A 21,408-nucleotide genomic window follows, 5' to 3' on the forward strand; every position below is an offset into this window, starting at 1 on the left:
ACGCATGCATTTGCTCTCAAATCCCGTCAAAAAAAGGCATTTTCCTACAAGATAATTACTTCAGGCAAGCCAAAAACAAGCGTTTTTTGCGTCAGACCAGGCACTGATCCAGGCCCGAACGCAGGATGTCTTGCGGCAGGTCAATGCCGATGAAAACCATCTTGCTCTGGCGCTTTTCGGCATCGTCCCAGGCCGGGCCCAGGTCGCTGCCCATCAGCTGGTGCACGCCCTGGAAAATCACCTTGCGCTCCGTGCCCTGCATGTTCAGCACGCCCTTGTAGCGCAGCATCTTGGGGCCGTAGATGTTGACGATGGCGCCGAGGAAATCCTCGAGCTTGGCCGGATCGAACGCGCGGTCCGCACGGTAGACGAAGCTCTTCACGTCGTCATCGTGGTGATGGTGGTGCACGTGGTTGCAGGCTTCGCCCGGCGCATGGTCGTGGCCCGCGTGGGCGTCATGGCCGTGGTCGTCGTGCGCGCAATGGCCGTGGTCGTGGTCGCAGTCGTCGTGACCCGCATGCGCGTGGTCGTGCCCATGATCGTGCGCGTGGCCCTCGTCTTCCTTGAGGAAGTCGGGGTCGATGTCGAGCTTGGCATTGAGGTTGAAGCCGCGCAGGTCGAGCACCTGGCTCAGCGGCACGGCGCCGAAATGCACGGCCTGGATGGGCGCACGCGGGTTCATGTGCTTGAGGCGGTGGATCAGCGCCTGCTGCTCTTCGTCGCTGACCAGGTCGGTCTTGGACAGGAAGATTTGGTCGGCAAAGCCCACCTGGCGGCGCGCCTCCTGGCGCGTGTCGAGCTGCTGGCCCGCATGCTTGGCGTCGACCAGCGTGATGATGGAATCGATCAGGTACGACTCGGCGACTTCGTCGTCCATGAAGAAAGTCTGCGCCACGGGACCGGGGTCGGCGACGCCCGTGGTCTCGATGATGATGCGGTCGAACTCGACCAGGCCCTTGCGGCGCTTGGCGGCCAGCAGTTGCAGTGTTTCGCGCAGGTCTTCACGGATGGTGCAGCAGATGCAGCCGTTGCTCATCTGCACGATCTGTTCCTTGGACTCCGTCTTGAGGATGTCGGAATCGATGTTTTCTTCACCGAATTCGTTTTCGATCACGGCGATCTTCTGGCCATGGGCTTCGCTGAGCACGCGCTTGAGCAGCGTGGTCTTGCCCGAGCCCAGGAAGCCCGTGAGGATGGTGACAGGAATGAGAGACATGGAATCGCCTAGAAAGTAAATGCTCAACGCGCGCCGGACACAGGCGCCTGCGCACCCCAGCGGGCCGCAGGCCCTGCCTGAAACAGGGAATGTGGGGAGTTTAGCGGCGGATTCAAGAGGCATTGATGCCCCGCTGCGCGCGAGCGCATGCCGGAGGCGGCCGCGACCGCGCCCGACAAGACTTCCTGGCGACAGGTTCTAAGTCCTGTGATCCAGCAACTCGCGCAGTGCATCGCTCCAAAGCGCATGCGCGGGCCCGGTGGCGGTGTGCCCATACGGCGTGTCCATCTCCACATAGCGCAGCTTAGCGCCCGGCACGACCAGGTCGGAGGCATGCTCCTCGTTGGGCGGGAACAGCGTGTCCGTCGAGGCAATGACGTGCAGCACATCGGCCCGGATTTCGTGCAGGCGCGCGCGCACGTCGAAAGCCAGCCCCGCCTTGAGCAACACCACCAGCGAGCCCGGATCGAAGTCGCGCGCCCAGCCATCGGCCATCGCGGCGATGCGCTGGGCGCGCGCCGCCGCATCCAGCCCCTGGTCCTGGAGCACCGCGTCCATTCCGTAGGTCATCAGCGTCTTCACGCGCAGCGCATGCAGCGTGGCACGCATCTGTCCGCGCCCGGGATAGGCAGCGGCGCGCCAGGCGGGGTCGGCGCCCAGCTGCGCCTGCAGCACGCCGAGGTCGGTGTACTCGTTGCGCGGAAAAAATGGCGCCGAGGCGATGACGCCGATGGCGTCGACCATGTCGGCATGGTCCACCGCCCACTGCAGCGCCTGAAAGCCGCCATACGAAGGCCCTACGACGGCGCGCAGGTGCCGCACTCCCAGGCGCTCGAGCAGCCGGCGTTGCACGCCCACGATGTCGGTGAAGGTGATGTCGGGAAAATCGTGGCCGTACGGCCTGCCGCTGCGCGGGTCCGTGCTGGCCGGGCCCGTGGTTCCGTAGCTGGAGCCCAGGATGTTCGAGCAGACAATGAAGAAGCGCTCGGTATCGAGCGGTTTTCCCGGACCGATCAACGGCGCCCACGACCCTTCGGCCACGCCCGCGCCGTGCGCGAGCATCTGATGGCTGGCGGTATAGCCATGCGTGACGAGAATGGCATTGCGCCCGTCTGCGGCCAGCCGGCCATGCGTCGCGTAGGCCACCGTGACCTCTGGAAGTAGGTATCCACTGCCCAGCGCAAAGGGGCCAATGGAGATGCGCGCGTCGGATTCATTCACAGGATGGATCATTGTTGTTATTCAGCGCTGACGTTGGAGTCGCGAATGATGCGCAGCATTCTTGCCGTGTCGTTGCGCACAAAGGCATCGAATTCGGCCGGCGCCATGCTTGCCACCACCCAGCCGTCGGCTTCCAGCGCGGCGCGGATCTCGGGGCGCTGCAGCGCAGTCTGGACCACGGCGCGCAGTTTCTCCACCACCGGCGCCGGCGTTCCCCTGGGAACCGCGACCCCGCCCCAGGACATTGCCACCACATCGCTGTAGCCCGCCTCGACGAACGTCGGAACGTTCGGATAAGCGGGATTCCTTTGCGCGCTGGACACGGCCAGGGCCTTGAGCTTGCCGGTCTTGATGTAGGGCAAGGCGGCATCCTGATTGATCGCCATCAGCGGCGTCACGCCGGCCAGAACGTCCTGCAAGGCCGGCGCGCCGCCCTTGTAGGCGACATGCGTGAAACGGATATTGGCGGCGTGCTGGAACATCTCCATCGTGAGATGGCCCGAAGTGCCCACGCCACCGCTGGCGAAGTTGATGGCCCCCGGCTCGGCCTTGGCACGTGCGACCAGCTGCGCGAGACTGTCCGCAGGAAACTCGGGGCGCGCGACCAGCACGTTGGGCCCGAAAGCCAAAGGCGCCACCTGGATGAAGTCTTTCAGGAAATCATATTTGAGCTTGTAGAGGCCGGCGCCTATCGAGTTGAAGACGCCGCTGAGCAGCAGCGTGTAGCCGTCGGGCGCGGCGCTCGCCACCACGCTCGTGCCCAGCGTGCTGCCCGCGCCGGCGCGGTTTTCGACCACCAGGGGCTGGCCCAGGGCCTTGAGAAAGTCGGGCGCCAGCATGCGGCCCAGGCGGTCCGAGGCCCCACCCGCGGCAGCCGGCACGATGAGTTTCACGGGCCTTGCGGGCCAGGCGGCGGGCTGACTGTGGCCCAGCGTTGGCAAGGCGGCCAGGCCGGCGCCCAGCGCGGCCATGAAGGCGCGGCGATCTTGAGGCTGCATGTTTGTCTCCTGTTTTAATGAATGGTACCGGTACCATACTGGAAGCAAACAAAAAATCCCGTAGGGGTTTTTACGGGATCAGGTCGTGCCCCGGGTGATGATGGAAAAGCCGGTGTTCTCGACCACGGCCGCGCGGGGCTGGCCGTCGAGGCGCGCCAAAACGCACTGCGCGGCGCGCTGCCCCATCGCGGCGCCATGCAGCCGTACCGAGGAAAGCGCGGGTTCCAGATCGGCAGCGAACGGCAGGTCGCCCACGCCCAATATCGCCAGATCGTGCGGCACGCTGAGCCGGCGCTGCTGCGCTTCGATCAGCACGCCCATGGCCAGCATGTCGGAACTGCAAAACACGCTGTCGACGCCCCCGCCCGCAGCCAGGAACTGCGCCAGCCCCTCGCGCCCGCTGCGCAAGGTGGCGGGCGCCTTGACCATGTGCACCTTGGGCGCGGGCAGGCCCAGCTCCTGCGCCGCGGCAAGAAAGCCCTGCCGGCGCTGCAGCGAGCGCGTGTCGTCGGCGCTCAACAACGCAATATGGCGGCGCCCGCGTTCGTGGAAATAGCGCGCCGCAGCGCGCGCCATGTCCTCATGCGAAAAGCCGACAAGCATATCCACGGGATCGGGCGCGAAGTCCCAGGTTTCGACCACCGGCACGCCGCTGGCGCGCAGCCTTTGCCTGCGGTCTTCGCCCGTCAGCAGACCGGTCAACACAAATGCCGCGGGTCGCCGGCCGAGAAAAGTCTCGAGCACCGAATCGAGGCGCTCATTGTTGTAGCCGGTCTGGCCCAGCAGCATCTGGTAGCCATGCGCATCCAGCGTCTCTTCGAGCGCCTGCAGCAGTGGATGCAGCGTCAATGTCGAAATGGCCGGGACCAGCGCCGCGACCAGACGGCTGTTGCCCGAGGAAAGGGCGCCGGCGATCAGATTGGGCACATAGCCGCTGGCCTGCACCGCCTGCTGCACGCGTTCGCGCACCGACTCGGACACCAGTCCGGGATTGCTGAGCGCGCGCGAGACGGTGATGGCCGCGACGCCCGCGAGCTGCGCGACATCCCTGATGGTGACCTGTCCGGTGCTGCGGCGGCGGGATCGCAGGGAAGAGCCGGAGTCGTCGGAAACCATGGGCGAATTCTAGTACGGCGGCGCGCCTTCAGCGCTTGCGGCGCGCGCGCGGATGGGCGTTCTCGTAGGCCTGGGCAAGGTGCTGGAAGTCGAGCCGCGTATAGATCTGCGTGGTCGCGATGCTCGCATGGCCCAGCAGTTCCTGCACGGCGCGCAGATCGCCGCTCGACTGCAGCAGATGGCTCGCGAACGAATGCCGCAGCACATGCGGATGCACCGACGTGGTCAGGCCCGCCTGGCGCGCGCGTTCACGCAGCCGCACCCAGACCGACTGCGCGGTGAGCCGCGCGCCGCGCCGGCCTATGAACAACGCGGGCTCCGGCGTCGCCGGCGCAGCGAAGGGCTGGGCGCGCAGCGCGAGCCAGGCCTGCAGCGCCTGCAAGGCCGCGCTGCCCACGGGAACGATACGCCGCTTGCTGCCCTTGCCGAGCACATGCGCTTCGCCGGCCGCGAAGTCTATCCAGCCGCGCGCCAGCCGTTCGGTGTCAGGGCCGGGGGCAACGTCGAGGCCTACGAGTTCCGCGACGCGCAGGCCGCTGCTGTAAAGTAGCTCGGCCATAGCGGCATCACGCGCTTCGATCCAGGGATCGAAATGGCCCCCACGCTCCACCGCTTCGCGGGTCGCTGCCCCCCGAGGGAGCCGCGCGCCGGCTTGGGGCGGCCCGGCGCCGGCGCCGGCATTTACATAATTCATCAGCTGCAATGCATCCTCGACACCCAGCGCCTTGGGCAGCGGCTTGGGCGCACGCGGCGCGCGCACGCCGTCGACGGGATTCATGGGCACCAGGCCCTGGCGTGCAGCCCACTGGAAAAAGCCGCGCCAGCCCGAAAGAATCAGCGCAATGCCGCGCGCGCTGCGCCCGCCGCTGTGCATCTGCGCCGCGAAACGGCGGATATGCGGCACCTGCAGCGCCAGCAGTTCGACCTGGGCCGCCTGCGCGAAGACGACCAGTTTTTGCAGGTCAAGCGTGTAAAGCGAGAGCGTGCGCGCGGCCAGGCGCTTCTCGACACGCGCATGCGCGAGGTAGTCGAGCGCGACCGCAGGCAGCGCCGGGGCCGGCTCGGCGGCCTGCGCCGCCGCGCGGTCCATGGCTCAGACCGAAGCCAGCGTGCGCGTGACCGGACGCATGCGCGCCAGCGCCGCACTCGCCTGCTCGGCAATGCGCATCAGGAACTCGGTGCCCATGGTGGCGTCGAAACGCAGCGGGTCGGGCGAGCCCAGCACCAGCATGCCGAACGCCGGCGACGGCGAACTCAGCGGGCCGGCGCGCAGCGGCAGCAAGGCCAGCGACTGCACGGAGTCGACGCGCGTGAGCCAGCCCACGGGCTCGAAGCCCAGGTTGGGGCCGCAGAACGGCAGCGTCAGCGACGAGGCGAAGGCCTTCACATCGCTGCTCACGCCCATGGTGAACAGCGCGCCCGAAAACGGCGCCGCCACATCCCACACGCGGATCGCGGCTTCGGGCACGTCGAACACCTGGCGCAGGCCTTCGGTGATCGCATGCGGCAGATCGCGCGTCTCGACCACGGCCGCGAGATCGCAGCTCCAGCGGTGGATCTTCTGCGCGATGGTCGCGTTCTCGCTGCTGTTGCGCATCATCTCCATGATGCGCTGCTCCAGGCCCTTGATCTTGTCGCGCAGCATCTCGGCCTGGCGCTCCTGCAGGCTCACCGCGCGGTGGCCATGCACGCTGGTCAGGCGCACGCCCGTCAACACTTCGGCATGGCGTTCAAAGAAGTCAGGAACCTGGGTCAGGTACGAGGCGATGCTGTCTTCGCTGGTGGACAAGGCGTGGTCGATGCTGGTGCTGTCGTTCATGGTGCTTCGGGAAGTTCGATCTGTCCGTCAAAAACAAAGGTCGCGGGGCCGGTCATGAAGACGCTGTCGTCGTCGCCACCCGCCCACGCAATGCTCAGCAGGCCGCCGCGCGTATGCACCTGGACCTGGGTGTCGAGCAAGCCCTGGCGTATGCCCGCGACGACAGCGGCGCAGGCGCCGGTGCCGCAGGCCAGGGTTTCGCCCGCGCCGCGCTCGTAGACGCGCAGCCGCACTTCGCTGCGGCTCACGCGCTGCAGGAAGCCGGCGTTGACGCGCTGGGGAAAGCGCGGGTGCTGTTCGATCTGCGGGCCCAGCTGCGCCACGGGCGCGGTGTCGACATTGTCGACCCACAGCACAGCGTGCGGGTTGCCCATGGAGACAGGCGTGATCCATTGGGTCGAAGCGCCCGCGTCCAGCGCCAGCGGCCAGGTCTGGGCCTGGCCGGCCGCGCGGGGCTCGAGGCCGGCGGCATCGAAAGGCACTTTTTCAGCGCGCAGCTCGGGCCGGCCCATGTCGACGCGCACGCGGCCGTCGTCAGCCAGCTCGGGCGCGATCACGCCGGACAGCGTCTGCACGCGTATCACTTTTTTATCGGTCAGGCCGCGGTCGTGCACATAGCGCGCGAAGCAGCGCGCGCCATTGCCGCACTGCTCCACTTCGCCGCCATCGGCGTTGTGGATCACGTACTCGAAATCAATGCCTTCGGCCGGCGCGGGCCGTACGCTGAGGATTTGATCGGCACCGACACCAAAGTGGCGGTCGGCCAGAAAACGGTACTGGGCAGGCGACAGGCCTTGCGGGCCCTGCGTTTCGTCGAGCACGACAAAGTCGTTGCCCGCGCCCTGCATCTTGGTGAAGCGGATTTGCATGGTGGCCGATTATCCGCCAGTCGCGTGCCACACCCATGACACGAGCCCCGATGGCCAAGAAGGGCTGCATTACTCCTGCCCACAGCAGTCAAAAGTTGACGGCTTATCCTTGATACTGGCGCAGCCCAGCATGGAGACAGCGAGCAAGGGCCGCCCCGCAGCGAGGCTGTCGTCCCTGGCCGGGCGCCCCCCTCCACCGAAGGATGAGAGGGGGAAGCGGCGTCAGCCGCTCAGGGGGTGTTACAAGTTAATCTTGTGAATGCGTGCGCCTTGCAGCGACACCCCGGCTTCGAGGCCGGCATTGGTCATCACAAAGCTCGACACCGGCGCCTGGGCGGTGTTCGTGTCGATCACGCCATTGGCACCCACGCGGCCCACGGCCACGGTGGCGTCTACGCCTGCCGACCAGCCATTGCCGTTGACGAACTTGTCGAGCGCCTCCTGGGTGTTGAAGATGTAGACAACGGCCTTGGACTGACCGCCGGCCTGCCAGCCGATCGAGGCGGCGGTGGTGCTGTAGTAGCCCAGCGTGCGGCTACCCGAGCGCAAGGCGCCACGGCCATGCTCGGCACCGACCACGAAGCTGCCGCCGACCACGGTCGGGAAGACCAGCACGGCCTTGGAGCGGGCGACCAACTCGCGCGAGCCCGAGACGGTGGCGTAGAGACGGGTCAAGGTGGCATCGACTTGGGCATCGATCGAACTGCCGGTGGCGCGCGGCGAAGCCTGCACGTCGGAGGGGCTGGTGGTGGTGCAGCCGACCATGGCCAAGCCGCCGGCGGCGACGGTTGCAGCGATCAACAAAGAGCGAACGGACTGGGACATCATGGAAATTCCTCCTGGTGAAAACAGTGCCTGCGGACAAGAATGTCGCAAGCGGTTGTGATGGCCGGTTTTGCACCGGCCTGAAGTCATCCTAGATGTGTTCACGCCATTTGTTTCATCGCGCATGCAGCTCAGCCTCCCGGCCTACAAGCACTGCGCCATTAATCTTCTGCGGCCATGCGTTGCTGACCTTCACACAACGCCCAGGCTTGGTGCAGTTGGGGATTGGCGCGCATGCAACAGTGGCGCGCGCCTTCTTGTGGCACAACTGCGAAGATCGCTTTCTTGCGGCGACGGCCGATCGACGGCCCGCCATCCGATCCATCTTTCCTTGAGTCAAACCATGAATTTCTGGTCCCATCTGCACCATCCCCGCGCCGCCATGGTGCTGCTGCGCATCACGCTCGCGCTGCTGCTGCTGTTCCACGGATGGGCAAAGATCACGCATGGCATCGGTGGCATCGAGAAAATGGTCACGGGCCACGGCCTGCCTTCATGGCTGGCCTATGGCGTCTATCTCGGCGAGGTGGTCGCACCGGTATTACTGCTGATCGGCCTGTGGGTCGTGCCCGCGGCGCTGATCGTCGTCGGCAACATGATCGTCGCACTGCTGCTGGTGCATACCGGGCAATTCCTGTCGATAGGCAACTCGGGCGGCTGGGCCCTCGAATTGCAGGCCTTCTTCATCGTCACGGCCCTGGTGGTGGCGCTCGGCTACTCCAAAGGCAAATAGGCGCACGAACAGCGCTGCGCCCTGCTCTCTTCCTGAACCCACGCCCATGACCCGTCCCAGCCAGCTCCTGCGCGACCAGCGCGCCCCCGCCGATCCCCGCCCCGCGGCCACCGTGCTGTTGCTGCGCGACCGAAGTGACGGCGCGGGCTTTGAAGTGCTCATGACGCGGCGCTCGCCCACGGCCAGCTTTCTGCCCGGCGCCTATGTATTCCCCGGCGGCGGCATCGACGCGCTCGATGCGCTGTCGCATGCGGCGGCCGCGCGCCGCACGGGGCAAAGCGATGCCCACCTGACGCAGGCGATCGCCGCGATCCGCGAAAGCTTCGAGGAGCTGGGCGTACTGCTGGCGCGCCATGCCGACGGCCGCATGGCCGACAGCAGCGACATCGCCACGTTCGACCGCGCCGCGCCGTTTGTCGCGCAATGCACGGCACGCGGTCTGACGCTGGCCGCCGACGAGCTGTACGCGCTCGCCCACTGGACCGCGGACCGCACCCAACCCAAGCGTTTCGCCACGCAGTTCCTCGTCGCGCGCATGCCCGAAGGCCAGACGCCCGTGGCCGACGAGAGCGAGCAATTCGAGCCCCAGTGGATCACGCCGGCCGTGGCCCTGCAGCGCTTTGCCGAAGGCGTGTTTCCCATCATCTTCCCGACCATCAAGACGCTGGAGAAACTGGCCCACTTCGGCTCGACCGACGCGGTGTTCGCGGCCCTGGCCCACGAACAGGTGCTATGGGATTGCTGCCCGCGCACCGGCCTGATCGGTGGCCAGGAGCGGCGCCACATGGAAGACGAGTCGGCCTATGGCGAACTCGCGCTGGTGAGCCCCGACGGCCAGGTCTTCCACCCGCTCGACTGGCAGACCACGCAGCCCGTGGCGCTGCGGCGCAATGTGCAGCGTCTCACGGCGCCCAACGCCGGCGTGATGACCGGGCCGGGCACCAACAGCTATCTGGTCGGTGACACGCTGACCGGCTTCATCGCCATCGATCCGGGCCCGAGCGACCCAGGGCATGTGCGCCGGCTGTTCGACGCCGCGGGCGGCGACATCCGGCATATCGTCTGCACCCATTCGCACGCCGACCATTCGCCAGGAGCCGCGCTGCTGCAGGCGCTGCTGGCCGACGCCGGCCGTCCCGTCGCGGCGATCCGCGGCCTGCCGTCGGCACCGACCGCGCGCGCCACAAGCCGCTTCACGCCCGACCAGCCGCTGGTCGACGGCGAACGCCTGGTGCTCAGCGGCGCCGGCCCCGACGGCCCGGTGAGCCATACGCTGCAGGCGATTTTCACGCCCGGCCATGCGGCCAACCATGTCTGCTTTCTGCTCGAGGAAGATGCGCTGCTGTTCAGCGGCGACCATATCCTCAACGGCAGCACCACGGTGATCGACCCGCCCGACGGCAACATGGCCGACTACCTCGACGCGCTCGCGCGGCTCGACACGCTGTGCGCGCTGCAAGGCGTCGAATTCATCCTGCCCGCGCATGGCTATGTGCTCGGCGACGCGCGCCGCGTGATCGCCCGGCTGCAGGCCCATCGGCTCGCGCGCGAAGCCAAGGTGCTGCGCGCCATGCACGCCGCGCCCGACGGCACGCCCCAGGATTGGGTGCGCCTGGCCTATGACGATGCGCCCCCGGCACTGTGGCCGATTGCAGAAAGATCCCTTTTGGCCCATGTGGAACGCATTCGTGCCTTAGGCTTGCGGCATGTCTCAAACTGAATCCGTCCGCCTGTCCAAGCGACTGGCGGAACAACAAAATTGCTCGCGCCGCGAAGCCGAGCTGTATATCGAAGCCGGCCATGTGCAGGTCGACGGCCAGGTCGTGCTCGTTCCGGGCACCCATATCGGTCCGGACCAGCAGATCCGGCTCGCGCCCGGCGCCAAGGCCGAAGCCATTCCGCCCGTGACCCTGCTGCTGCACAAGCCCGCGGGCTATACCCAGGGTGAAGCCTATGGCCGCGTGCCCAGCGCACGCAGCCTGCTGACCGAAAAGAACCTCGCCGAATACGACGCGCCCGCGCCGGTGCGCGTTCTTTCACGCCATTTCGACGACCAGCTCGCGTTCCTGCCCATCCCGGTGCCCGGCAGCGGACTGGTGATCTACACCCAGGACCCGCGCATCGCGCGCAAGCTGCAGGAAGACGCCTATGCGCTGGAGCAGGAACTCGTGGTCGGGGTCAAGGGCCAGATCGACGAAGGCGGGCTGCAGCGCCTGTGCCACGGCCTGATCTCCGACCGCCAGCCGCTGCCGCCGGCCAAGGTCAGCTGGCAGAACGAAACCCATCTGCGCTTCGCGATCAAGGGCTTCTGGCCCGACAAGATCGACGAAATGTGCGCCCAAGTGGGCCTGCAGGTGATCAGCATGCGCCGCCTGCGCGTGGGCCGGGTGTCGATGGCCAAGCTGCCCGAAGGCCAGTGGCGATATCTCTTGCCCTGGGAAAAATTCTGAGCCTGTCGAGGAACCGTTCGCCCTGAGCGCGGTAAGCAAGCAGAGTTCTCGCAATGCATTGACAAGAAACAGCGGGCCTTCCCCACGTTCGTCCTGAGCTTGTCGAAGGATGAACGTCCCGCCCTGGAAAAAGAAAAAGCGCCTGACCGAAAGCCAGGCGCTTTTTGCATGAAAAGTGTGAAGTCCACCGATAAGCCGGATTCTGTGCACCGCCGGCTCTCTTGCGAAAACCGGCTGCGTGACCGCCATTACTCTTGGCTGGTGGTCGCCCAACCAGCTCGATGCTACCTACCCGCACACTCCGGGGGCCCCGTCAACGTGTGCCTACTTGGTATTGCTGCGCGTAGAGATTGCCCGTTTCACCCGCACTGAAGCGGCTCGTCTCTGTTGCTCTGATCCTCACCTCACGGTGGACAGCCGTTAGCTGCTACGCTGCCCTATGCAGTCCGGACGTTCCTCCAGTGCGGCCTTTCGGCACTAGCACCAGCGGCGGTCTGGTGAACTTCACGCCGCGATTATCGCCCAGTCCCAATGCCCCGCACCCGACGCCTGTGTTCAGGGCATAAGAATATGACCAGAACGCAGATCAACTGCGCCAGAATGTGCGATCTACACAAGCCATCGCCAAGGAGATGCCATGAAAGTCGACAGCATTCTGCAAACCATCGGTAACACCCCCCACGTGCGCGTGAACCGCCTGTTTGGCGCGGCCGCCCAGGTGTGGATCAAGTCCGAACGCAGCAATCCCGGTGGCTCGATCAAGGACCGCATCGCGCTGGCGATGATCGAGGACGCAGAGAAATCCGGCCGCCTGCAGCCCGGCGGCACGATCATCGAACCCACCAGCGGCAACACCGGCGTGGGCCTGGCGCTGGTCGCGGCCGTCAAGGGCTACAAGCTGGTGCTGGTCATGCCCGACAGCATGTCCATCGAGCGCCGCCGCCTGATGCTCGCCTATGGCGCGAGCTTCGACCTGACGCCCAAGGAAAAAGGCATGAAGGGCGCGATCGCGCGCGCCGAGGAACTCGCCGCGCAGACGCCGGGCTCCTGGATTCCCCAGCAGTTCGAGAACCCGGCCAACGTCGAAGTGCACGAGCGCACGACCGCTCAGGAAATCATCGCCGACTTCCCCGACGGCCTCGATGTGCTGATCACCGGCGTGGGCACGGGCGGCCACCTGACCGGCGTCGCGCGCCAGCTCAAGGCCAAGTTCCCCAACCTCAAGGTGTTCGCGGTCGAACCCGCGGCTTCGCCCGTGATCTCGGGCGGCGCTCCCGCGCCCCACCCCATCCAGGGCATTGGCGCGGGCTTCATTCCCAAGAACCTCGACGTGAGCCTGCTCGACGGCGTGATCCAGGTCGAAGCCGAACCCGCACGCGAATACGCGCGCCGCGCGGCGCGCGAGGAAGGCACGCTGGTCGGCATCTCGTCGGGCGCGACGCTCGCCGCCATCGCCCAGAAGCTGCCCGAACTGCCGGCCGGCAGCCGCGTGCTCGGCTTCTCCTACGACACCGGCGAACGCTACCTGTCGGTCGACGGCTTCCTGCCGACCTGACCTCCGGCGCGCGCGCCGCAACAAGGACACCGCGCGGGCGGTGTCCTATTTTTTTGTCTTTTGTGCGGCGTCATGACCAACACCTGCGCTGCGCAGGGAATAGCCGACAAGCGCGCCACAAACCAGCCCCACGGCCTAACATCACTGGTCAACAAAGGGACTGAACTTGTACGGATTCTTCGAAAAACGCATTCCCCCCTACCCCGCGACCGAGCCCGCGGCCCTGCCGCGCGGTTTCCTGGCGTTCGTCTGGGCCTGCACCCAGGGCCTGCGCGGCTATGTGCTGGGCATGGCGCTGCTCGCTGCGGTAACGGCCGCCTATGAAGCCTGGCTGTTCGCGGTCATGGGCCGCGTGGTCGACTGGCTCACGCGCGTCGAGCCCGCCAATCTGCTCGCCGAACAGGGCGACGCACTGTGGGGCCTGGTGGCGATCATGGTGCTGAGCATTGGGCTGATCGCGCTGCAGACCATGGTCAAGCACCAGGTGCTGGCGATCAACTTCCCGCTGCGCCTGCGCTGGAACTTCCACCGGCTGATGCTGGGCCAGAGCATGGCGTTCTACGCCGACGAGTTCGCGGGCCGCATCACCACCAAGATCATGCAGACCGCGCTGGCCGTGCGCGACATGATCTTCACGACCACCGACATCGTCGTCGGCATGACGGTCTATCTCGTGACCATGATGGTGCTGGCCGCGGGCTTCGACACCTGGCTGCTGGTGCCGCTGCTGCTGTGGACCGCCGCCTATATAGCCGCCTGCTGCTATTTCGTGCCGCGGCTGGGCGCCGTGGGCAAGGCCCAGGCCGACGCGCGCTCGCAGATGACAGGCCGCATCACCGACGCCTATACCAACATCGCCACCGTCAAGCTGTTCGCCCACACGCGCCGCGAAGCCGAATTCGCGCGCTCGGCGATGGAAGCCTTCCGCCTCACGGGCAATGCGCAGATGCGGCTCGTGAGCCAGTTCGAAATCGTCAACCATGTGCTGATCGTGCTGCTGATTCTTGGCAGCAGCGGCCTGGCGCTGTGGCTCTGGATGCAGGGCCAGGTGGGCGCGGGCGCGGTCGCGGCCGTGACCGCGATGGCGCTGCGCATCTCGGGCCATGCGCGCTGGGTGATGTGGGAAATGACCAGCCTGTTCGAAAGCGTGGGCACCATCCAGGACGGCATCAACACGCTGACCCATCCGCCGACCGTGCGCGACATCGAAGGCGCGCGGCCATTGCAGGTCACGCGCGGCGAAGTCGTGTTCGACGACGTGTCGTTCGGCTACCGCGACGGCAAGGCCGTGATGGAACACCTGAACCTCACGATTCGCCCCGGCGAACGCATAGGCCTGATCGGCCGTTCGGGCGCGGGCAAGTCGACGCTGGTCAATCTGCTGCTGCGCTTTCACGACCTGCGTTCGGGCCGCATCCTGATCGACGGCCACGACATCTCCCAGGTCACGCAGGACAGCCTGCGCCAGGCGATCGGCATGGTCACGCAGGACACCTCGCTGCTGCACCGCTCGATGCGCGACAACATCCTGTACGGCCGGCCCGACGCCAGCGAAGCCGACCTGCAGGCCGCGATCGCGCGCGCAGAGGCCGCCGACTTCATCGCCCAGCTCAATGACCGCCACGGCCACCAGGGCCTCGACGCCCAGGTCGGCGAACGCGGCGTCAAACTCTCGGGCGGCCAGCGCCAGCGCGTGGCGATCGCGCGCGTGATGCTCAAGAACGCTCCCATCCTGCTGCTCGACGAAGCGACCAGCGCGCTCGACTCCGAAGTCGAGGCCGCGATCCAGGAAAGCCTTTACAAGGTCATGGAAGGCAAAACCGTGATCGCCATCGCCCACCGGTTGTCGACGATTGCCGCGATGGACCGGCTGATCGTCATGGACAAGGGCCGCATCGTGGAAGAAGGCACGCACCAGCAGCTGCTGCAACTCGGCGGCGTCTACGCGCGGCTGTGGGCCCACCAGAGCGGCGGCTTCCTGGGCGAGCCCATCGACGGCCCTTTGTGACCACGCGCCCTGGCGGGCCTAATCCGATCGCCAGCCAGGGTCGCCGCCCGCGCGAATTCAGCAATTCGCGCATTTGCCTTACCATCGCCGGCTTGCTTGATAGACCCGAGCCATGATACGTATTGCAGAACTCAAACTCCCACTGTCGGCGATCACTTTCGATCCCGAGAACCACACTGAATTCCACCCCGAGGCCAAACTGCGCACGCTCGCGGCGCAGCTGCTCGGGCTGGCGCCGGCCGATATCGGCCAGTTGCAGGTGTTCAAGCGCAGCTTCGACGCGCGCAAGGCCGACCTGCAGGCGGTCTATATCGTCGACCTCGAACTCGCCGATCCCGCAGAAGAACCGGAGTTGCTCGCCGAGTTCGAGCAACACCCGCATGTGAACCCCACGCCCGACATGGCCTGGAAGCCCGCGGGCCAGGCCCCGGCCGATCTCGCCCAACGCCCGGTCGTCGTCGGCTTCGGCCCCTGCGGCATCTTTGCCGCGCTGGCGCTGGCGCAGATGGGCTTCAAGCCCATCGTGCTCGAACGCGGCAAGGAAGTGCGCGAGCGCACGCAGGACACCTGGGGCCTGTGGCGCAAGCGCACGCTCACTCCCGAGTCGAACGTGCAGTTCGGCGAAGGCGGCGCGGGCACGTTCTCCGACGGCAAGCTCTACAGCCAGATCAAGGACCCGCGCCACCTGGGCCGCAAGGTCATGCAGGAATTCGTCGATGCCGGCGCGCCGCCCGAAATCCTCTACGCGGCCCACCCGCATATCGGCACCTTCAAGCTGGTCAAGGTGGTCGAGAACATCCGCGCGCAGATCATCGCGCTGGGCGGTGAAGTGCGTTTCGGCCAGCGCGTCGAAGACGTGCTGTTCGACAACGAAGACAGCCACGACGACGCAGACATGCGCCGTCAGCGCCGCGTGCGCGGCCTCATCGTGCGCGATCTCGCCACCGACACTTGCAGCGAACTCGCGGCCTCCCAGGTCGTGATCGCGCTGGGCCACAGCGCGCGCGACACTTTCGCCAGGCTCTATGAGCGCGGCGTGAGCATGGAAGCCAAGCCGTTCTCCATCGGCTTTCGCATCGAGCACCCGCAAAGCGTGATCGACCGCGCGCGCTGGGGCCGGCACGCGGGCCACCCGCTGCTGGGCGCGGCCGACTACAAGCTGGTGCACCACGCAGCCAACGGCCGCGCGGTCTACAGCTTCTGCATGTGCCCCGGCGGCACCGTCGTCGCCGCGACCAGCGAGCCCGAACGCGTGGTGACCAACGGCATGAGCCAGTACTCGCGCAACGAACGCAACGCCAACGCGGGCATGGTCGTGGCCATCGACCCGCCCGACTATCCGCGCACCGCAGAAGCCTTTGCCGCGGCCTTCGACGGCCGGACCTATGGCGTGGAAAACCTCGCCGCAGGCGAATTCCACCCGCTGTCGGGCATCGCCCTCCAGCGCCAGCTCGAATCGCGCGCCTATGTGCTGGGCGGCAGCAACTACGACGCGCCCGCGCAGCGCGTCGAAGATTTTCTCGCGGGTCGGCCGTCGACGGCGCTGGGCGAAGTCGAGCCTTCGTACAAGCCCGGCGTCCATCTGATCGACCTGCAGGCCGCGCTGCCCGCCTATGCGATCGAAGCCATGCGCGAAGCCCTGCCCGCGTTCGGCAAGAAGATCCGCGGCTACGACATGCCCGACGCGCTGCTCACGGGCGTCGAAACGCGTACTTCGTCGCCGCTCAAGATGGGCCGCGACGACAGCTACCAGAGCCTCAACACGCGCGGCCTCTACCCGGCCGGCGAAGGCGCGAGCTATGCGGGTGGCATCCTGTCGGCCGGCGTCGACGGCATCCGTGTCGCCGAGGCCGTGGCGCGCCAGATACTGGGTCTACCGCTGCCCGCCAGCCGCCGCTGATGACCTCCGCCATCGCTTTCACCGCGCCCACCCGGCGCGCGCTGGTGCTGGCCGCGCTGGCCATGGCGGTCGTGGTGTTGGCCTCCAACATCCTGGTGCAGTACGCGATCAACGACTGGCTGACCTGGGGCGCGATCACCTACCCGTTCGCGTTTCTCGTCAGCGAACTCGCCAACCGCGCCCATGGCCCGGCGCATGCAAGGCGCATCGCCTATGTGGGCTTTGCGGTCGCGGTCATGGCCTCGCTGCTGCTCGCGCCGGCGCGCATTGCGCTCGCCTCGGGCCTGGCGTTTGCGTGCTCGCAACTGCTGGACATCCATGTCTTTCACCGCCTGCGCAACGGCCGCTGGTGGCGCGCGCCGCTGATCGCGACGCTGCTGGCCGCGCTGCTCGACACGGCCGTGTTCTGGAGCATCGCTTTCGCGGGCGAAGACCTGCCCTGGGTCACCTGGGCGATAGGCGATCTGGGCGTGAAGCTGGCGATGGGCGTTTTGCTGCTGCTGCCGTTCCGGTTGTGGATAGGGCGCAGGGCCAACGGACGAAGCCGTTCTTGAAACAAAAAAGCCCGCGTCTTCCAACGCGGGCTTCGATCTGTCGCCAGGGGCCTGAGGCCCCCTCACTCAACCGCGCTGCAGCGCGGCGATGCGCTCTTCCATCGGTGGATGGGTGGAGAACAGCTTGCCGATATTGCCCGTGATGCCCATCGCGGCCACGCTCTTGGGCAGTTCGCCCGGGTGCATGCCGCCCAGACGGGCCAGGGCGTTGATCATGGGCTGCTTGCGGCCCATCAGCTGGGCGGCGCCGGCGTCGGCGCGGAATTCGCGCTGTCGGCTGAACCAGGCGACTATCATTGCCGCGACAAAGCCCAGCAGGATGTCCATCACGATGGTGGTCACGTAGTAACCGATGCCCGGGCCCGAGCTTTCGGAATCGTTCTTGCGCAGAAAGCTGTCAACCGCATAGCCGACCACGCGCGACAGGAACACGACGAAGGTGTTCATCACGCCCTGGATCAGCGTCATGGTGACCATGTCGCCGTTGGCGATGTGGGCGACTTCGTGGCCGATCACGGCCTCGACTTCCTCGCGCGTCATGCCCGACAGCAGGCCTGTTGACACCGCGACCAGCGCCGAGTTCTTGAACGCGCCGGTGGCGAACGCATTGGGCTCGCCTTCGTAGATGCCGACCTCGGGCATGCCGATGCCGGCCTTGTCGGCAAAGCCGCGCACGGTGTTGACGATCCAGGCCTCATCGGCGTTGCGCGGCTCGTTGATCACATGCACGCCCGACGACCACTTGGCCAGTGGCTTGCTGATCAGCAGCGAAATGATCGCGCCGCCAAAACCCATGATGAAGGCAAAGCCCAGCAGCGCGGTGAGGTTCAGTCCGTTGGACGTGAGAAAGCGGTTGACGCCCAGCAGGCTGGCGACGATGCCCAATACGGCCACGACGGCAATATTGGTCAATAGAAAAAGGGCAATTCGTTTCATGGGGATTAATTCTCCATAAGGAGGGAAAGCGGCGCGTTCGCCACATCACCCCATCTGGGGGCGTGGGACGCAGGGTTCAAGTCACGCAGCGCGCCGTCTTTCTGTTGTATGGGCTTATGAAGCCGGGCGCTGCGAAACACAAAAGGATCATCATAAAAGCAAACCTGTTCATTGCCCTTCCACCAGCCGGGCACGCCCAGCACCGGCAAAGGACTAAACGGCTTTTGCGCCAGCCATTGCGCGCTGCATTGGCGCGCCAGCGCCGCATCGACATCGGCCGGCAAGGTCTCGGGCGCGAGGCACAGCACATGGGCGGTGATCGACTTGCGCGGCTGCACCAGCTTCTCGAGCAATGCATGGCCCAGCGGCAGCAGCCTGGCCTGCTGCCACAGATCGCGGCCATGCACGCCCAGCTGCAGCCAGTCGCGCGCGCTCAAGGCCTGCTGCAGCGCGGGCGGCGCCAGCAGCAGCGCGCCGTTCTCGTCGAGCAGCGTGGCCGCATCGCGCACCGGCCCGCGCACCGCGCCCACGCCGGCCTGGGCGATCTGCTGCGCCTGCACCGCATTGAGCTGGCGCTTGAGCTGCGGGTAATGCAGCCACACCATGGCGTTGAAGAAATCGTGCAGATTGCAGCGCGTGGGCACGGCGTGCTCGCGGTGAATGAACGCTTCGTAGGCCATGCCCGGCGGCAGCTGCGCCTGCGGCACGAAACGCCAGCCCGCGAGTTCGGTGAGACGGCCTTGCGCCTGCAGCGCCGCAAGGCCCGCATTGATCGCGTCGGGCACGGTCGCGCCGTTGGCGATGCGCTGCCAGATCGGTTCGGCGACGCCGCGCAGGCCTTGCAGCCAGGGCGCGGACCAGTCCACCTGGGACCAGTCGGTATCGGCGGTCAGGGGATTCACTGCGCGCGTGCTTGTCGTTTGTCGCGCACCGCGACGCGCGAGGTGCCTTCGTCGCGCATCTCGAACGCCTGGGTAGCGGCCAGCAGCTTGGTGAGCGAGGCATAGCCGTAGTTGCGCGCATCGAACGAAGCCTTGTTGCCGATCTGCGTGCCCACGGCGCCGACGCGCGCCCAGCCCTGCTCGTCCTGCGTGGCATTGACGGCGTCGCGCAGCAGGCCCAGCAGCTGGCGGTCCTGGCGCAGCTGCTGCGAAGGCACGCGCAGCGTGGCCGGGCGCGCATTGGCCGTGCCCTCGCCCGGAACGATCAGCGGCGGAATCGCGGGCACGACCGCTTGCGCGATGGCCTCGGCCAGCTCTTCGGCCGGGCCGTGTTCGGCCGGCACCTGGCCCAGGGCTTCCAGATAAAGAAAGCGCGAACAGGCGTTCACAAACGGCAAGGGCGTCTGCTGCGCACCGAAGCCATAGACCGCCGCACCCTTGGCGCGCAGGTGCATGACCAGCGGCGTGAAATCGGCGTCCGACGACACGATGCCGAATGCGTCGGGCTGCTCGGTATAGAGCAGCTCCATCGCATCGACGGTCATCGCCATGTCGGTCGCGTTCTTGCGCTTGGAATAGTCGAACTGCTGCATGGGCCGCAGCGCGAACTCGAGCAGCCGCGCCTGCCAGCCCTGCAGTGCAGGCTTGGTCCAGTTGCCATAGGCGCGGCGGATGTTGATCACGCCCAGCGTCGACAGCTCGGTCAGGATTTCATCGAGCTTCTCGGCGGGCGCGTTGTCGGCGTCGATCAGCAGGGCAATGCGCAGGGGGGACTCAGCGAGCATGGGCACTCCTCGGTGGGGCATACAGGATGCAGCCTACACCATCGCATGCGATGTGCCATGTACAGGCAATTTCTTTCCCAATGGATACGGCAGCTGCGACTTTGTTTTCCGAGGCCGGGTCTCGGCCCGGCAGCCGACTTCATTTTCTTGTACGCACAAGAAAACGAAGCAAAAGAAAGCGCCCCTGCTGTCTGCGACCCTGCGCTGCGCTCCGGGCAACCTGCCGTGCTCGGGGCTGGGCTGCACCGCAGAACTCGCTACGCGGCTACGCCGCTTCGCTCGAACAACTGCGGTGAGTCAGATTACGAAGTCGGTGTGTCCTTCGGCACACCGACCAGCCCAGCCCCTGCGCGCGCCAGGCGCAGCCAGAAGGGGGAACACCTTGGTAGCGCTGTGACGAAACGGGAGTTCGTCAGTTGGTTTCAGTACTTAAATCATTTTCCAGGGCAGGGCCTCGCCCGAGCGCAGCGGCTTGAGCTGGGCTTCGCCGAATGCAAAGCTTTCGGGCGGAGTCCAGGATTCGCGGCGCAGCGTGATGGTGTCGGTGTTGCGCGGCAAGGCGTAGAAGTCGGGGCCGTTGAAGCTGGCGAAGGCTTCGAGCTTGTCGAGCGCGCGCGCGTTATCGAAGGCCTCGGCATACATTTCGATCGCCGCGTGCGCGCTGTAGCAGCCCGCGCAGCCGGTCGCGTGTTCCTTGAGGTGGGCCGCGTGCGGCGCGCTGTCGGTGCCCAGGAAGAACTTGGCATTGCCGCTGGTGGCGGCTTCGACCAGCGCCAGGCGGTGGGTCTCGCGCTTGAGCACGGGCAGGCAGTAGTAGTGCGGGCGAATGCCGCCGGTGAAGATCGCGTTGCGGTTGAACAGCAGATGCTGGGGCGTGATGGTCGCGCCCACGAAACGGTCGCTTTCGGTCACGTACTGCGCGGCTTCGCGCGTGGTGATGTGCTCGAAGACGATCTTCAGCTCGGGGAAATCGCGGCGCAGCGGAATCAGTTGCTGGTCGATGAACGCCGCCTCGCGATCGAACAGATCGATCTCGCTGCCCGTGACTTCACCGTGCACCAGCAGCAGCAGGCCCGCGCGCTGCATGGCTTCGAGCGTCGCATAGGTCTTGCGCATGTCGGTCACGCCCGCATCGCTGTTGGTCGTCGCACCGGCGGGGTACAGCTTGAGTGCCACCACGCCAGCGGCCTTGGCGCGCACGATTTCTTCGGCCGGAATGTTGTCCGTGAGGTACAGCGTCATCAGCGGCTCGAAAGCCTGGCCTGGGGGCACGGCCGCGAGAATGCGCTCGCGGTAGGCCAGGGCCTGCTCGGCCGTCGTGACCGGCGGCTTGAGGTTGGGCATGATGATCGCCCGGCCGAACTGGGCGGCCGTGTGCGGCACGACGGTGCGCAGGGCTTCGCCGTCGCGCACATGCAAGTGCCAGTCGTCGGGGCGGGTGATGGTGAGGGTGTCGAGTGGGGCGGTGGTCATGGAGCGGTA

19 protein-coding genes and 1 other RNA gene are annotated in these 21,408 nt (G+C 66.5%); 7 read left to right on the top strand and 13 right to left on the bottom strand.

Annotated elements, in window-relative coordinates:
* Positions 1–91: 91 nt before the first annotated feature.
* The 8 genes from KHY18_RS03235 to KHY18_RS03270 form a co-directional block, all read right to left on the bottom strand.
* Entirely contained in the window at positions 92–1,216 is a 1,125-nt protein-coding gene (locus tag KHY18_RS03235) for a CobW family GTP-binding protein (protein ID WP_213294281.1), read from the bottom strand.
* A gap of 198 nt (positions 1,217–1,414) precedes the next feature.
* Positions 1,415–2,437 carry an alpha/beta fold hydrolase gene (locus KHY18_RS03240; protein ID WP_213294282.1) on the bottom strand — a complete coding sequence of 341 codons (1,023 nt, stop codon included), beginning with the start codon at positions 2,435–2,437 and terminating at the stop codon, positions 1,415–1,417.
* A gap of 17 nt (positions 2,438–2,454) precedes the next feature.
* A complete protein-coding gene (locus tag KHY18_RS03245) occupies positions 2,455–3,435 on the bottom strand; it encodes a Bug family tripartite tricarboxylate transporter substrate binding protein (protein WP_213294283.1) in 981 nt (326 codons plus the stop codon).
* A 78-nt stretch (positions 3,436–3,513) separates the two neighbouring features.
* Positions 3,514–4,551 (bottom strand): LacI family DNA-binding transcriptional regulator, encoded by a 1,038-nt coding sequence (locus KHY18_RS03250; RefSeq protein WP_213294284.1) that lies wholly within the window; start codon positions 4,549–4,551, stop codon positions 3,514–3,516.
* Between the two features lie 28 nt (positions 4,552–4,579).
* Positions 4,580–5,641 carry a tyrosine recombinase XerC gene (locus tag KHY18_RS03255; RefSeq protein ID WP_213294285.1) on the bottom strand — a complete coding sequence of 354 codons (1,062 nt, stop codon included), beginning with the start codon at positions 5,639–5,641 and terminating at the stop codon, positions 4,580–4,582.
* A 3-nt stretch (positions 5,642–5,644) separates the two neighbouring features.
* A complete protein-coding gene (locus KHY18_RS03260) occupies positions 5,645–6,370 on the bottom strand; it encodes a DUF484 family protein (RefSeq protein ID WP_213294286.1) in 726 nt (241 codons plus the stop codon).
* Positions 6,367–7,239, bottom strand: a complete 873-nt coding sequence (dapF, locus tag KHY18_RS03265; RefSeq protein ID WP_213294288.1) for a diaminopimelate epimerase — start codon at positions 7,237–7,239, stop codon at positions 6,367–6,369. Before dapF ends, KHY18_RS03260 begins: the two co-directional genes overlap by 4 nt.
* A gap of 240 nt (positions 7,240–7,479) precedes the next feature.
* Positions 7,480–8,067, bottom strand: a complete 588-nt coding sequence (locus KHY18_RS03270; RefSeq protein ID WP_213294290.1) for a BPSL1445 family SYLF domain-containing lipoprotein — start codon at positions 8,065–8,067, stop codon at positions 7,480–7,482.
* Positions 8,068–8,407: 340 nt separating this feature from the next.
* On the opposite strand from KHY18_RS03270, the gene KHY18_RS03275 reads away from it, so the two are divergent.
* From KHY18_RS03275 to KHY18_RS03285, 3 genes are read left to right on the top strand one after another with little or no spacing between them, the layout of a single operon-like run.
* On the top strand, positions 8,408–8,797 hold the full coding sequence (locus tag KHY18_RS03275; RefSeq protein WP_213294293.1) for a DoxX family protein: 390 nt from the start codon (positions 8,408–8,410) through the stop codon (positions 8,795–8,797).
* Between the two features lie 46 nt (positions 8,798–8,843).
* Positions 8,844–10,517, top strand: a complete 1,674-nt coding sequence (locus KHY18_RS03280; protein ID WP_213294295.1) for an MBL fold metallo-hydrolase — start codon at positions 8,844–8,846, stop codon at positions 10,515–10,517.
* Positions 10,504–11,247, top strand: a complete 744-nt coding sequence (locus KHY18_RS03285) for an RNA pseudouridine synthase (protein ID WP_213294297.1) — start codon at positions 10,504–10,506, stop codon at positions 11,245–11,247. Before KHY18_RS03280 ends, KHY18_RS03285 begins: the two co-directional genes overlap by 14 nt.
* 175 nt (positions 11,248–11,422) lie before the next feature.
* On the opposite strand, the gene rnpB is transcribed toward KHY18_RS03285, so the two are convergent.
* Positions 11,423–11,753, bottom strand: an RNA gene (gene rnpB / locus KHY18_RS03290) — RNase P RNA component class A.
* Positions 11,754–11,884: 131 nt separating this feature from the next.
* Between rnpB and cysK the strand changes: the two genes are divergently transcribed.
* The 4 genes from cysK (at position 11,885) to KHY18_RS03310 (ending at position 17,264) form a co-directional block, all read left to right on the top strand.
* Positions 11,885–12,802: a cysteine synthase A gene (gene cysK, locus KHY18_RS03295; RefSeq protein WP_213294300.1), complete on the top strand. Its 918-nt coding sequence runs from the start codon at positions 11,885–11,887 to the stop codon at positions 12,800–12,802.
* A gap of 166 nt (positions 12,803–12,968) precedes the next feature.
* Positions 12,969–14,810: an ABC transporter ATP-binding protein gene (locus KHY18_RS03300; protein ID WP_213294303.1), complete on the top strand. Its 1,842-nt coding sequence runs from the start codon at positions 12,969–12,971 to the stop codon at positions 14,808–14,810.
* 112 nt (positions 14,811–14,922) lie between these two features.
* On the top strand, positions 14,923–16,710 hold the full coding sequence (locus KHY18_RS03305) for an NAD(P)/FAD-dependent oxidoreductase (RefSeq protein WP_213294305.1): 1,788 nt from the start codon (positions 14,923–14,925) through the stop codon (positions 16,708–16,710).
* Positions 16,710–17,264 (top strand): VUT family protein, encoded by a 555-nt coding sequence (locus KHY18_RS03310; protein WP_213294307.1) that lies wholly within the window; start codon positions 16,710–16,712, stop codon positions 17,262–17,264. The genes KHY18_RS03305 and KHY18_RS03310 overlap by 1 nt, the downstream gene beginning before the upstream one ends.
* Positions 17,265–17,330: 66 nt before the next feature.
* Here KHY18_RS03310 and htpX read toward each other — a convergent pair whose 3' ends face one another.
* From htpX to pyrC, 4 genes are all read right to left on the bottom strand, one after another.
* The gene (gene htpX, locus KHY18_RS03315) at positions 17,331–18,200 is read right to left on the bottom strand and encodes a protease HtpX (RefSeq protein WP_213294309.1); all 870 of its coding nucleotides are present in this window, start codon (positions 18,198–18,200) and stop codon (positions 17,331–17,333) included.
* 5 nt (positions 18,201–18,205) lie between these two features.
* Positions 18,206–19,102: a DUF3025 domain-containing protein gene (locus KHY18_RS03320; RefSeq protein ID WP_213294311.1), complete on the bottom strand. Its 897-nt coding sequence runs from the start codon at positions 19,100–19,102 to the stop codon at positions 18,206–18,208.
* The gene (locus KHY18_RS03325) at positions 19,099–19,926 is read right to left on the bottom strand and encodes an NYN domain-containing protein (RefSeq protein WP_213294314.1); all 828 of its coding nucleotides are present in this window, start codon (positions 19,924–19,926) and stop codon (positions 19,099–19,101) included. The genes KHY18_RS03320 and KHY18_RS03325 overlap by 4 nt, the downstream gene beginning before the upstream one ends.
* Before the next feature lie 429 nt (positions 19,927–20,355).
* Positions 20,356–21,399 carry a dihydroorotase gene (gene pyrC / locus KHY18_RS03330; protein ID WP_213294316.1) on the bottom strand — a complete coding sequence of 348 codons (1,044 nt, stop codon included), beginning with the start codon at positions 21,397–21,399 and terminating at the stop codon, positions 20,356–20,358.
* Positions 21,400–21,408 lie beyond the last annotated feature (9 nt).

This window comes from Acidovorax sp. CCYZU-2555, assembly GCF_018413525.1.
In the GTDB taxonomy this organism is placed as follows: domain Bacteria; phylum Pseudomonadota; class Gammaproteobacteria; order Burkholderiales; family Burkholderiaceae_C; genus Comamonas.

Excerpts from the sequence above, each read along its gene's own strand:
- KHY18_RS03235 (WP_213294281.1), bottom strand. The coding sequence starts at position 1,216 with ATGTCTCTCATTCCTGTCACCATCCTCACGGGCTTCCTGGGCTCGGGC.
- KHY18_RS03245 (WP_213294283.1), bottom strand. The coding sequence starts at position 3,435 with ATGCAGCCTCAAGATCGCCGCGCCTTCATGGCCGCGCTGGGCGCCGGC.
- KHY18_RS03250 (WP_213294284.1), bottom strand. The coding sequence starts at position 4,551 with ATGGTTTCCGACGACTCCGGCTCTTCCCTGCGATCCCGCCGCCGCAGC.
- KHY18_RS03255 (WP_213294285.1), bottom strand. The coding sequence starts at position 5,641 with ATGGACCGCGCGGCGGCGCAGGCCGCCGAGCCGGCCCCGGCGCTGCCT.
- KHY18_RS03260 (WP_213294286.1), bottom strand. The coding sequence starts at position 6,370 with ATGAACGACAGCACCAGCATCGACCACGCCTTGTCCACCAGCGAAGAC.
- dapF (WP_213294288.1), bottom strand. The coding sequence starts at position 7,239 with ATGCAAATCCGCTTCACCAAGATGCAGGGCGCGGGCAACGACTTTGTC.
- KHY18_RS03270 (WP_213294290.1), bottom strand. The coding sequence starts at position 8,067 with ATGATGTCCCAGTCCGTTCGCTCTTTGTTGATCGCTGCAACCGTCGCC.
- KHY18_RS03275 (WP_213294293.1), top strand. The coding sequence starts at position 8,408 with ATGAATTTCTGGTCCCATCTGCACCATCCCCGCGCCGCCATGGTGCTG.
- KHY18_RS03280 (WP_213294295.1), top strand. The coding sequence starts at position 8,844 with ATGACCCGTCCCAGCCAGCTCCTGCGCGACCAGCGCGCCCCCGCCGAT.
- KHY18_RS03285 (WP_213294297.1), top strand. The coding sequence starts at position 10,504 with ATGTCTCAAACTGAATCCGTCCGCCTGTCCAAGCGACTGGCGGAACAA.
- cysK (WP_213294300.1), top strand. The coding sequence starts at position 11,885 with ATGAAAGTCGACAGCATTCTGCAAACCATCGGTAACACCCCCCACGTG.
- KHY18_RS03305 (WP_213294305.1), top strand. The coding sequence starts at position 14,923 with ATGATACGTATTGCAGAACTCAAACTCCCACTGTCGGCGATCACTTTC.
- KHY18_RS03310 (WP_213294307.1), top strand. The coding sequence starts at position 16,710 with ATGACCTCCGCCATCGCTTTCACCGCGCCCACCCGGCGCGCGCTGGTG.
- htpX (WP_213294309.1), bottom strand. The coding sequence starts at position 18,200 with ATGAAACGAATTGCCCTTTTTCTATTGACCAATATTGCCGTCGTGGCC.
- KHY18_RS03325 (WP_213294314.1), bottom strand. The coding sequence starts at position 19,926 with ATGCTCGCTGAGTCCCCCCTGCGCATTGCCCTGCTGATCGACGCCGAC.
- pyrC (WP_213294316.1), bottom strand. The coding sequence starts at position 21,399 with ATGACCACCGCCCCACTCGACACCCTCACCATCACCCGCCCCGACGAC.